Genomic DNA, 12,391 nt, shown 5'->3' on the forward strand with positions numbered 1-12,391 from the left:
AATCGGGCGCTCGTGGCCGGCCCGGTCGGTCACCTCGAGTCGCCCGCTCGCCCGCTCGCCCGCTCGCACGGCCGGCCGGCTCATCCACGAGCGGGCCGGAACTCCTACTCGTCCATGAGGAGATCAGGTGTTCTTCCAGCGAAGTCCGGTGGTCCGCAGAGCGGTGACGGCGGGGGGAGGCATGGCCGCCGTGCTCGCCCTCGCGGGTGCGGTGCTGGCACCCACGGCGCAAGCGGGGACGATCCGCCCCACCGTGCACTGCGTACTGCCGGCCGGTCAGGGTGACCCCTCCGGCCCGCAGGACGTCACCGTCGAGCTGTCCCCGGCCACGGTGGCGCCCGGCGGCAAGGTGCACGCCAGGATCACCCTGGGCCCCGGCCCGGCGGTCAGTCCGATGAAGCTCGACCAGGTGCCGTCCACCCCGTCGATCGACCTGGTGATGTCGGGGGGCGCCACGGGCAAGGTGACCGTGCAGGGACCGACGGTCCCCGTGGACGTCCCCATGCAGCCGGCCCCGATCGTGATCCCGCCCTACGAGGGCGACTTCTTCGTCCCGGCGACCGCCTCCGGGCCGGTGGAGTTCACCCCCGTCAAGATGAACACGGCCACCGTGGTCTTCGGCGGGAACTACAACACCCCCTGCGACGTGGTCAGCGGCGGCGGCGTGGTCGCCGCGGTCACCGTCCAGGGCGGCGGCGGCGCGGAGGCGACGGTGTCGGCGCCGAGCGGCCCGGTCAAGCCGAGCACCTCCGTACCCCTGTCGGGCACCGGCTGGACCCCGAGGGCCACGGCCACGGCGAGCCTGTGCGACGCGGGCGGCGGCGGATGCGACGCGACGAAGCTCACCGGCGGTCCCCTGGTGATCGATGCCGCGGGCACCCTGAGCGGGAGCGTCACCCTCGCCAACTCCTGGACCGTCGCCGACGGTTCGTACTCCGTCCAGGTCAGCGACGGTACGAAGCAGGCGAAGACTCCGCTGGAGGTCAAGGCGTACGTCCCGGCGGGCCCGTACCAGCTGACGGCGAGCCCGGATCACGCTCCGGTCGGCAGCGTGATCACGGTGTCGGGCAGGAACTACCACCAGGACCAGCAGCTGAACGTGGTGGCCTTGGACGCCGCGGGCAACACCCTCGACGACACCGCCGTCTACCCGAACACGACCACCGACGGCACCTTCACCACCGAGTTCACGATCAGTGACCCGGCCATCGCCTTCCTCCACACCGACGAGGGCGGCCTGGAGGGCACCGACACCAAGGTGCCCTTCACCGTCACCACCGGCGGAGGTCCGGGCGAGGGGGGCACCGGCACCCAGAAGTTCACGTTCTCCGTCACCCCCGGACCGCTCTCGATGAGCCAGGCCGGAGCCGAAGTGCACTTCGGGTCGATCCAGGCGGACGGCACGAGCCACGACGTCCACGGCACCCTCAATCCGATCGAGGTCTCGGACGCCCGCGGCGGCACCGCCGGCTGGTCACTCACCGGAACGCTCGGCGACTTCACCGCCGCCGGCGGGGGCACGGCCGTGATCCCGGCGGCCGCCGTGAGCTGGACCCCGTCCTGCTCGGCACACGCCGACGCGGTCGGCACACCCAGCGCGGGAGCACCCGGAGCGCTCGGCGCGACCCCGGCCGGCCTGTGTGAACTGCGCTCCGGCAGCGGCCAGCCGGTCGGCGGAGTCTTCGACGCCTCCGCCGGGCTGAACCTCCACACCCCGGCGGTCGTCCCCGGCGGGAACTACGCGGCGACGCTCACGCTCTCGCTGTCCTGACGCACCACCCGGCGCGGGCCGGCACCACCCGTACCGGCCCGCACCCACCGCACCGCCGGGCCGGGGCCCCGCGCGAACCCGCGTTCGGGTCCCGGCCCGCCCCACCCCTCCACCCCCCACCCCGAGCCGTACCCACCCCACACCCACCAAGGGAGATCGGATGCTCTCGCACCGAAGACTGCTGCGGCGCGCGCCACTGGCCACGGGCGGCATCGCCCTGCTTCTGGCCGCCGGCGGCCTCGCCCTGGCTCCCGCGGCCCAGGCCGGCACCGTCACCCCCACCGTGCACTGCTCCCTGCCCGCCGGGCAGGGCGAGGCCACCGGTCCGCAGAGCATGACCGTCGAACTGACCAGCACCAGCGTTCCGCCGGGCGGCAAGGTCCACGCCAAGATCACTCTCGGCGCCGGTCCGGCGAAGAGCACCACCAACCTCAGCAACATCCCGACCACCCCGGCGATCGACCTCACCCTGTCCGGCGGGGCCACCGGGACCGTCACCGTCCAGGGGCCCACGGTCAACCTCGACTACACCAGCGGCCAGGCCGTCGTCCTGCCCCCGTTCGAAGGCGACTTCTTCCTTCCCGCCACCGCGTCCGGCGCGGTCAGCCTGGCCCCCCTGCGGACCCGGACCACCACCGTGGTCTTCGGCGGCACCTACCAGACACCCTGCGACGTCACCGCCGGCGGCGGGACCGTGGCGACCGTGACCGCGCAGGGCGGCGGGAACACGGAGGCGACGGTGTCCGCGCCCACCGGTCCGGTGAAACCGAGCACGTCCGTGGCCCTGGCCGGCGGCGGCTGGACGCCGGGCGCCACCGCGACCCCCACGCTCTGCGACGCGGCGGGCGGCAACTGCGACGCGGCCAGGATCTCCTCCGGCACCCTGACCATCGACGCCTCGGGCGGTCTGAGCGGCAGCATCGCCCTCGCCAGTTCCTGGACGCTCGCCGACGGTTCGTACTCCGTCCAGGTCAGCGACGGTACGAAGCAGGCGAGGGCTCCGCTGGAGGTCAAGGCGTACGTACCGGCGGGCCCGTACCAGCTGACGGCGAGCCCGGATCACGCTCCGGTCGGCAGCGTGATCACGGTGTCGGGGAGGAACTACCACCAGGACCAGCAGCTGAACGTGGTGGCGCTGGACGCCGCGGGCAACACCCTCGACGACACCGCCGTCTACCCGGGTACGACCACCGACGGCACCTTCACCACCGAGTTCACGATCAGCGACCCGGCCATCGCCTTCCTCCACACCGACGAGGGCGCCGTCGAAGGCACCGAGACGAACGTCCCCTTCACCGTCACCGCCCACCCCGTCACCCTCGTCGCGGGCGCGGCCACGGTGAAACCGGGCGCCACGGTGAACCTCTCAGGGGCCGGCTGGCCCGCGGGCGCCGCCGTCACCGCCGCGCTGTGCGCGGCCGACGGCTCCGGCTGCGCCCCCGCGGGGCTGCGGGCGACGCACCTGGGCGTCGACGCTTCCGGAGCCCTGGCGGGTACGGTCACCCTCGCCTCCGCGGTGACCGAGGGGTCCTACCAGGTCCAGGTCGCCGCAGGCGGTCTCCACGTCACCACCCCGCTCACGGTGGCGAAGACCTTCATCACGCTCTCCCCGTCGACCGGGCCGGCCGGCACCAAGGTCACGGTCGTCGGCCAGGGCTTCGCGCCGGTGAGCACCGTCGAGATCGACGGGCTGAAGCCGGACGGCTCCAGGAGCGCGGACAACTACAGGACCAAGGTGGTCGGCCTCGACGGCAGCTTCTCCCAGACCTTCACCGTGAACGACCCGGCCACCGTCGCCCTCCAGGCCCGCGAGTGGCTCGTGAACGGGAGGAAGGCGCTGGCCCGCTTCACCGTCGGCGGCACCCCGCCGGCGCCGGCGCCCTCGTACGCGCTCTCCCCGGACAGCGGTCCCGTGGGGACGGTCGTCCAGGTCACCGGACGGAGCTTCGCCCCGGTGGCCACGGTGGCGGTGAGCGGCCGGAAGGCGGACGGGACGAAGACCGCCGACCCCTGTGTGACCCGGATGATCGGTCTGGACGGCACCTTCGCGCTGAACTTCAGCGTGCGGGACCCGGCCACGGCCTCGATCATGGCCTCCGAGGTCCTGGTGGACGGGAAGGTGGTCCAGACCCGCTTCACCGTGCGCTAGCGCCGTGAGCGAGGGCCGCCCCGTCCCGGGCCGCACGGGCACCGGACGGGGCGGATCCGCACGTGCTGTCCGTACGTGCTGTCCGTACGTGCTGTCCGTACGCGGCACCCGGTGCGCGGCCCGGCGCCCCGGCCGCGTCCGCGCTCCCCGCCTACGGGAGCTCGATCCCCAGGTCCCACCCGTCGTGGGCGTGGGTGCACAGACAGGCGCGGGATTCCGTCGGCGGCAGGGCCGCGACCGCGTCGAAGAGGACCTCGCGCAGTCGTCCGACGTTCTCGCCGAACACCCTCAGGACCTCGGTGTGGGAGACCCCCTCGCCCGTCTCGGCGCCCGCGTCGAGGTCCGTGACCAGCGCCATCGAGGTGTAGCAGAGCCCCATCTCGCGCGCGAGGACCGCCTCCGGGTGGCCGGTCATGCCGACCACCGACCAGCCGGCCGCCGCGTGCCAGCGGGACTCGGCGCGGGTCGAGAAGCGCGGTCCCTCGATGACGACCATCGTGCCGCCGTCCACCGGCTCCCATTCCCGCCCGCGCGCCGCGGACAGCGCCACCGACCGGCCGACCGGGCAGTACGGGTCGGCGAAGGTGGTGTGCACGACGTTGGGGACGGAGCCGTCCGGGAGGGGCTCACCGTCGAAGTAGGTCTGGGCGCGGGACTTCGTACGGTCGACCAGCTGGTCGGGGACGAGCAGCGTGCCCGGGCCGTACTCGGGCCTCAGACCGCCGACCGCGCAGGGGCCCAGGACCTGGCGGACTCCGACCGAGCGCAGGGCCCACAGGTTCGCCCGGTAGTTGATCTTGTGTGGGGGGACGGTGTGGCTGCGGCCGTGCCGGGGCAGGAAGGCCACGGTCCGGCCGGCCAGCTCGCCGAGGTACAGGGAGTCGCTGGGGGGTCCGTAGGGCGTCTCCACCTGGATCTCGGAGACGTCCTCCAGGAAGGAGTAGAAGCCCGATCCGCCGATGACACCGATCTCTGCATTCGCCATGCGGCCCACCCTACGGGGGCATGCCGAAGGCCCCGCGGTCGGCAAGGACGGCGGGGCCCCGGATCAGGCTGTGGAGCTCGTTGTGCAGGTCAGGCGGCGGAGCTGCTCGACGACGAGGTCGAGGCCGAAGACGACGACGCCGTCGACGACGACGCGGCCGGGGCGGCGGCGGGCGTGGACGCCGGCTTCGAGGCGGGGGTGCTGCTCGACGAGGCACCGCGGCTGTCGTTCCGGTAGAAACCGGAGCCCTTGAAGACGATGCCGACCGCGGAGAACACCTTCTTCAGGCGTCCGTCGCAGCTCGGGCACACGGTCAGTGCGTCATCGGTGAACTTCTGCACGGCCTCAAGGCCCTCACCGCACTCGGTGCACTGGTACTGGTAGGTCGGCACGAATTTCCTCCTGGCACTCTCACTCAATGAGTGCTAACGACGCTCCATGGTGACGTATTCCGGCCGATCAGTCCACCGTCACCGGCACGCGGTGACCCAGACCACGTTCGTTCACACCCGTGGAGGGTGCCTCCGGGGCGGCCCGGACGACGGTCGGCGCGGCCGGTGCGGCCGGCTGGGACGAGCCGACGACCCGGCTCGGGGCCCTCGGCGCCAGCTTCGCCCGCAGGACGAGCAGGATGGTCAGCGCGAGCGCCGTGGCCACCATCGGCACGAGGAACCCGTACGAGGATCCGTGCGCGTCCGTCAGGCGGCCGGCCAGGATCACGGCGCCGGCCTGCCCGAAGGCGACCGCTCCGGTCAGCCAGGTGAAGGCCTCGGTGCGCGAGGTCGCCGGGATCAGCTGCTCGACCATGGTGTAGCCGGTGATCAGCGCGGGGGCGATGCACAGGCCGACGACCAGACCGAGCGCGCCGAGCAGGATCATCGAGTCGGCGGCCCACAGGACCGAGGCGGCCGCGGTGAGTCCGACGTAGCCGAGGATCAGGCGGCGGCGCGGGCCGATCTTCCAGGCGATCGCACCGCAGGCGATGCCGGCGATCATGTTGCCCGCGGCGAAGACGCCGTAAAGCAGGCCGTTGGCGCCGGGGTTGCCGATCTCCTCGGAGAAGGCGGCCAGCGAGACCTGCATGCCGCCGAAGACGGCGCCGATGCCGACGAAGGCGACGATCAGGACGCGCAGGCCGTGGAACGAGAGGGCCGAGGCGTGCTTCTCGCCGTGCGCCGGGCGGGCGACGGGCTTGGGCTGCGAGCTGCGCTGCGCGGCGAAGACCAGGCCGCCGATCAGGGTCAGCGCGGCCTCGGTGACCAGGCCGGCCGCCGGGTTGATGCCGGTGCACAGCGCGGTGGCGAGCACCGGGCCGACGACGAAGGTGAACTCGTCGGTGACGGACTCGAACGCGGCGGCCGTCGGCAGCAGCGGGGAGCCCTCGAGCCTGGCCGCCCAGCGGGACCGGACCATGGGGCCGACCTGCGGGACGGACGCGCCGGCGGGGACGGCCGCCAGTGCGAGCGCCCAGACGGGCGCGCCCAGCAGTGCGAGCGCCGCCAGGGAGCTGACCGCGGTGGCGTGAGCGAGGGCGACGGGGACCAGGACGGCGCTCTGGCCGTGGCGGTCGATGAGCTTGCCCATGACGGGAGCGAACAGCGCCATGGAGACACCGGTGACGGCGGCGACGATGCCGGCGCTGCCGTAGGAGCCGGTGGCGTGCTGGACCAGCAGCAGGATGCTGATCGTCAGCATGCCGAAGGGGAGTCGCGCGGCGAATCCCGGGAGGACGAAGCCGAGGGCGCCGGGTGTGCGCAGGAGCTGTCCGTAGCCGGGGCGGGCGGACTTGTCGGTCGTGACCGCGGATGTCACGGCCTGGCCTTTCCGCTGCCTGGTAGAACTCCCCGTCTGCGGACGATGCGCCGCCTTGTGAGCGGTCGCACCCGTACATGTGGGAGCCCCGAGAGCTGTCCTCTTGCGCAGAACCGAGTGATACCTGGGCGCCCACTGCGGGAGGGTGCCACGGCCGCTTTGCGGTCGCGCCAGCTCTGCGTCAGGCAGAGTTGGTTCGATGTGTCCCTTTATCGTACAGGCAGATCGGCTTATATGTCCTGTGATTCGAGCTACAGCACATCTCACCACCTGGGATTAGCCGGAACTTCGCATTCAGGCCACGGGTGAACCAGGGTGAACGAGGGCAAAAGCAATCGAAGGCGGCCGGATGAGAGTGCCGCTCCGATCCGGCGTTCCAGCCCGGTGCTAGCCCGCGGTACTCGCCCCGCCGGTTCCCAGCCATCCCGCCAGCTTTCCACCGCGGGCCACCGCGCGCAGCCGTGCCTCCGCCGCGTCGCGCACCGGATCCGTGGCCACCACCAGCAGCTCGTCCCCGTGCCGCAGCACGGTCGACGGCGCCGGCACGAAGCTCTCCGCGTCCCGGACCACCAGGGTGACGGAGGCTCCCGGCGGCAGCCTCAGCTCGCTGACCTCGACCCCGTGCATCCGAGAGGCCGGCGGGATCTCGAAGGACAGCAGGTGGCCGCGCAGCTTCTCCAGCGGCGCCGACTCGATGCCCAGGTCGGAGGCGCCCTCGCCGCTGTCCCCGAGTTCCAGCTTGCGCGCCAGCCAGGGCAGGGTCGGGCCCTGCACCAGGGTGTAGACCACGACCAGCACGAAGACGATGTTGAAGACGCGCTCGCTGCCCTCGATCCCGGACACCATCGGGATGGTCGCCAGGATGATGGGCACGGCGCCGCGCAGGCCGGCCCACGACATCAGGGCCTGCTCCTGCCAGGGCAGCCGGAACGGCAGCAGCGAGACGAAGACCTCCAGCGGCCGCGCCACCATGGTCAGCACCAGCCCGATGATGACGGCCGGCCAGAAGTCGTGGACCAGCTCGTGCGGGGTGACCAGGAGGCCGAGCAGCACGAACATGCCGATCTGGGCGATCCAGCCGAGTCCGTCCGCGAATCCCCGGGTGGCGGGCCAGTGCGGCAGCTTCGCGTTGCCGAGGACCATCGCCGCCAGGTACACGGCGAGGAAGCCGGAGCCGTGCGCGATCGCGCCGGCCGCGTAGGCCGTGATGGCGATCGCCATGACCGCGATCGGGTACAGGCCGGAGGCGGGCAGGGCCACGTGCCGCAGGCCGTAGGCGCCCAGGAATCCCACGGTCAGGCCGATCGCGACGCCGATCGCCAGCTCCAGGGCGATCTTGCCTATGAGGACGTACCAGTCGTCGACCGGTCCGACGGTCGCGAAGGCCACGACCAGGATGACCACGGGGGCGTCGTTGAACCCCGACTCGGCCTCCAGCACACCCGTCACCCGGGAGGGCAGCGGGACCTTGCGCAGGACCGAGAAGACCGCCGCCGCGTCGGTCGAGGAGACGACCGCGCCGATCAGCAGGGCCTGGCGCCATTCGAGTCCGACCAGATAGTGCGCTCCGGCCGCGGTCACGCCCACGCTGACGGCGACGCCGACCAGCGAGAGCACGATCGCGGCCGGCAGGGCCGGCTTGATCTCTTTCCACTTGGTGCCCAGACCACCCTCGGCGAGGATCACGACGAGCGCCGCATAGCCGATGACCTGGGTCAGCTCGGCGTTGTCGAACACGACGTTGCCGATGCCGTCCTGGCCGATGGCGACGCCTATCCCGAGGTAGACGAGCAGGCTGGGGAGGCCGCTGCGTGAGGAGATGCGCACCGCCGCGACGGCGACGAGCAGCACGAGCGAGCAGACCAGCAGGAGCTCATTGAGCGTGTGGACAGTCAGCGGGCGGCCCTTTCCTCGACGTGCCTGGCGATGACGGGACGACGGACGTCACACTGACGGATCGTTCCGGCACGGGCACGGACGGCAAGTACTTCGTTACCTTACCTAATCTTTGACGCGCCCTTTACTCGACAACCACATTGTGAAACGCCCACGGAGCTCTGTCCTCACGACCTCGACCCCTGGCGGATCAACGCACCGGGTCCTGCGCCTATGGTTGCTCCCAGCACTCCCAGGACCACCCTGCCCCTCTAAGGACAGCGATGCCCGCCAACGAAACCGCCCCTTCCGTCAAGAAGAAGGGACGACGCGCCCGTCTGATCGTGCTCGTCCTGGTCCTGGCGCTCTTCGCGGGCCTCGGCTACGGGGCGTACTGGAGCGTGGACAGCGTGCGCGCCTCGTTCCCGCAGACCACCGGCTCCCTTCGGGTGCCCGGCCTGGCCGGGACCGTGGACGTCAAGCGCGACGCCCGCGGAATCCCGCAGCTCTACGCCGACACCGACGCCGACCTCTTCCGCGCGCAGGGCTTCGTGCACGCGCAGGACCGCTTCTGGGAGATGGACGTACGGCGGCACATGACCTCCGGGCGGCTCTCGGAGATGTTCGGTGCCGGCCAGGTCGAGACGGACGCCTTCCTGCGCACGCTCGGCTGGCGCCAGGTCGCGCAGCAGGAGTACGACACCAAGCTGTCCCCGGAGACGAAGAAGAACCTCCAGTCCTACGCCGACGGGGTCAACGCGTACCTGAAGGGGAAGTCCGGCAAGGACCTCTCCGTGGAGCACGCCGCACTCAAGCTCAGCGGCGGCTACCGGGTCGAGGAGTGGACCCCGGTCGACTCGGTGGCCTGGCTGAAGGCCATGGCGTGGGACCTGCGCGGCAACATGCAGGACGAGATCGACCGCGCGCTGATGACGGGCAAGCTCTCGCAGGCGCAGATCGACGACCTCTACCCGCCCTACCCCTTCGACCGGAACAAGGCGATCGTCGAGGGCGGCTCCGTCAAGGGCGGCAAGTACACGCCCCAGGCCGGACCGGGCTCCGGCTCTGCGGGATCCCCCGGCTCCGGCGGCCAGGGCAGCGCCGTCGGCTCCCAGGCCTCCGCCCGCACCGGCGACGCCGCCGACGGCCCGACCGGCCTCGCGGGCAACGCCACCGCGCAGGGCGCGAGCGTGGGCCTGCGCACCAACATGAGCGCACTGGCCGACACCCTCGACAAGATCCCCGCGATCCTCGGCCCGGCCGGCAGCGGCATCGGCTCGAACTCCTGGGTCGTCTCGGGCCAGTACACGACCACGGGCAAGCCGCTGCTCGCGAACGACCCGCACCTCTCCCCGCAGCTGCCCTCGGTCTGGTACCAGATGGGCCTGCACTGCCGGGCGGCCTCGGCCCAGTGCCAGTACGACGTGGCCGGCTACACCTTCTCCGGCATGCCGGGCGTGGTCATCGGACACAACGCCGACATCGCCTGGGGCATGACCAACCTCGGCGCCGACGTCACCGACCTCTACCTGGAGCAGGTCAGGCCCGAGGGCTACGTCTACGACGGAAAGGTCCTCCCCTTCACCGTCCGCGACGAGGTCATCAAGATCGCCGGTGGCGGTGAGAAGAAGATCACGGTCCGGAGCACCGGCAACGGCCCGCTGATCTCCGACCGCAGCGACGAGATCGCCTCGGTCGGTGCCCGCGCACCCGTCGCCAGCTCCGCGCCCGACCGCGGCAACGGCTACGGCGTCGCGCTGCGCTGGACCGCACTGGACCCGGGCAAGTCGATGGACGCCGTCTTCAAGATCGACCAGGCCAAGGACTTCAATGGCTTCCGCGCCGCGGCCCGCGACTTCGAGGTCCCGTCGCAGAACCTGATCTACGCCGACAACAAGGGTCCGAACGGCAACATCGGCTACCAGGCCCCGGGCCGGATCCCGATCCGCGGCGGCGGCGCGGACGGCCGGATGCCGACGCCCGGCTGGGACTCGAAGTACGCCTGGAAGGGCGGCAAGGACGGCAACGCGGGCTACATCCCGCAGGACGAGATGCCGTACGACCTCAACCCGGGCCGCGGCTACATCGTGACCGCGAACCAGGCCGTCACCGAGTCCGGCGCGGGCAAGTACCCGTACCTGCTGACCACCGACTGGGGCTACGGCGCGCGCAGCCAGCGGATCAACGACCTCATCGAGGCGAAGACCAAGGACAGCGGCAAGATCTCCACCGACGACATGCGCACCATGCAGATGGACAACAGCAGCGAGATCGCCGCGCTGCTGACCCCGATGCTGGCCAAGATCGACGTCTCGGACCCGGACGTCCGCTCCGCGCAGAAGCTGCTGGAGGGCTGGAACTACACCCAGGAGCCCGACTCGGCGGCCGCCGCGTACTTCAACGCGGTCTGGCGCAACATCCTGAAGCTGGCCTTCGGCGACAAGATGCCGAAGGAGCTGCGCGTCGAGGGCAGCTGCATGAACGTCCCCGAGCAGACGACCGGACCGGCCGACGACCTCGCCAAGATGATCCGCGAATGCGGTACGCGCGCCGCGGACTCGGCGCAGCCGGACGGCGGCGACCGCTGGTTCGAGGTGGTCCGCCGCCTCGTCAAGAACGAGAGCTCCGAGTGGTGGCGGACGCCCGCCGCCGGGCGGGGCGAGGCCGCCACCACCACCCGCGACCAGCTCTTCGCGCGGGCCATGAAGGACGCCCGCTGGGAGCTGACCGCCAAGCTCGGCAAGGACCAGTCGACCTGGAGCTGGGGCCGGATGCACCAGCTGATGCTGAAGAACCAGACGATCGGCACCGAGGGCCCGGGGTACCTGCAGTGGCTCCTCAACCGCGGCCCGTGGAACCTGGGCGGCGGTGAGGCCACCGTCAACGCGACCGGCTGGAACGCCTCCAGCGGGTACGGGGTCACCTGGGTGCCGTCGATGCGGATGGTCGTGAACCTCAACGACCTCGACAAGTCCCGCTGGATCAACCTGACGGGCGCCTCGGGGCACGCGTACCACGACCACTACACGGACCAGACGACCCTGTGGGCCAAGGGCGAACTGCTGGACTGGCCCTTCGGCAAGGAGGCCGTGGACAGGGCCACCGTCGACACCCTGAAGCTGACGCCCTAGCGGCGCGGGGCCTCAGAAGCGCACCACCCCCGACGGGGTGGCCACCGCCCGCACGGGGTGGTCGTGCGGCTCCTCCGGGACCCGCGCGACCACCTCGTCGTCGTAGAGGAGCACCACCAGCGCGGGATGCGCCCCGGCGCGCTCCAGCCGCTCCAGGACCCGGTCGTACGACCCGCCGCCCCGTCCGAGCCTCATCCCGCGCCGGTCCACGGCGAGTCCGGGCAGCAGCACGGCGTCGGCGCCGGTCACCGCCTCCGACCCGAGGCGTGCTCCGGCCGGTTCCAGGAGCCGCATCTTGCCCGGATGCGCGGCCCCGGCCAGACTCTCAGGGCCTTCGTACACCGCCCAGTCGAGGTCGTTGTCGGGCAGCAGGACGGGCAGCAGCACCCGCTTCCCGGCCGCCCGCAGCGCGTCGAGCAGCTCGCGCGTGCCGGGTTCCGTCCCGACGGAGACGTACGCGGCCACGGTGTGGGCGTCGGCCAGTTCGGGCAGTCGCGACGCGGAGCGGGACAGCGCGCGCGCGGATGCGGCGAGGGCGTCGGGGGACAAGGCGCGGCGCGCGGCGAGGAGTTCCCGGCGCAGGGCCGCCTTGGCGGGTGCCGGACCGGACAACGGCTGGTTCTGTGCCACGTTCGTCTCATACCTCGCTGTTCTGGTACATATATGAA

The 12,391-nt window shown here is 71.7% G+C and carries 8 protein-coding genes; 3 read left to right on the top strand and 5 right to left on the bottom strand.

Features of this window, described 5'->3' with window-relative positions:
* Window positions 1-127: 127 nt before the first annotated feature.
* Together ABZY44_RS07950 and ABZY44_RS07955 are read left to right on the top strand one after the other, a co-directional pair.
* Entirely contained in the window at window positions 128-1,771 is a 1,644-nt protein-coding gene (locus tag ABZY44_RS07950; protein WP_356651083.1) for a hypothetical protein, read from the top strand.
* A 160-nt stretch (window positions 1,772-1,931) separates the two neighbouring features.
* A complete protein-coding gene (locus ABZY44_RS07955; RefSeq protein ID WP_356651085.1) occupies window positions 1,932-3,920 on the top strand; it encodes a hypothetical protein in 1,989 nt (662 codons plus the stop codon).
* 151 nt (window positions 3,921-4,071) lie between these two features.
* Here ABZY44_RS07955 and ABZY44_RS07960 read toward each other — a convergent pair whose 3' ends face one another.
* The 4 genes from ABZY44_RS07960 to ABZY44_RS07975 all read right to left on the bottom strand — a co-directional run bounded on the left by ABZY44_RS07960 (window position 4,072) and on the right by ABZY44_RS07975 (window position 8,613).
* Window positions 4,072-4,905, bottom strand: a complete 834-nt coding sequence (locus ABZY44_RS07960; RefSeq protein ID WP_356651087.1) for an S-methyl-5'-thioadenosine phosphorylase — start codon at window positions 4,903-4,905, stop codon at window positions 4,072-4,074.
* 89 nt (window positions 4,906-4,994) lie between these two features.
* Window positions 4,995-5,297 carry an FmdB family zinc ribbon protein gene (locus ABZY44_RS07965; RefSeq protein ID WP_356651089.1) on the bottom strand — a complete coding sequence of 101 codons (303 nt, stop codon included), beginning with the start codon at window positions 5,295-5,297 and terminating at the stop codon, window positions 4,995-4,997.
* A 67-nt stretch (window positions 5,298-5,364) separates the two neighbouring features.
* Complete coding sequence (locus ABZY44_RS07970; RefSeq protein ID WP_356651091.1) at window positions 5,365-6,717, bottom strand: MFS transporter; 1,353 nt, start codon at window positions 6,715-6,717, stop codon at window positions 5,365-5,367.
* A 387-nt stretch (window positions 6,718-7,104) separates the two neighbouring features.
* Window positions 7,105-8,613 (bottom strand): potassium/proton antiporter, encoded by a 1,509-nt coding sequence (locus ABZY44_RS07975; protein ID WP_356651218.1) that lies wholly within the window; start codon window positions 8,611-8,613, stop codon window positions 7,105-7,107.
* Between the two features lie 263 nt (window positions 8,614-8,876).
* Between ABZY44_RS07975 and ABZY44_RS07980 the strand changes: the two genes are divergently transcribed.
* Window positions 8,877-11,723 carry a penicillin acylase family protein gene (locus ABZY44_RS07980; RefSeq protein ID WP_356651093.1) on the top strand — a complete coding sequence of 949 codons (2,847 nt, stop codon included), beginning with the start codon at window positions 8,877-8,879 and terminating at the stop codon, window positions 11,721-11,723.
* A 12-nt stretch (window positions 11,724-11,735) separates the two neighbouring features.
* Here ABZY44_RS07980 and ABZY44_RS07985 read toward each other — a convergent pair whose 3' ends face one another.
* A complete protein-coding gene (locus ABZY44_RS07985; RefSeq protein ID WP_356651095.1) occupies window positions 11,736-12,353 on the bottom strand; it encodes a 5-formyltetrahydrofolate cyclo-ligase in 618 nt (205 codons plus the stop codon).
* Between the last annotated feature and the right edge of the window lie 38 nt (window positions 12,354-12,391).

Source organism: Streptomyces sp. NPDC006544 (assembly GCF_040611715.1).
In the GTDB taxonomy this organism is placed as follows: Bacteria; Actinomycetota; Actinomycetes; order Streptomycetales; family Streptomycetaceae; genus Streptomyces.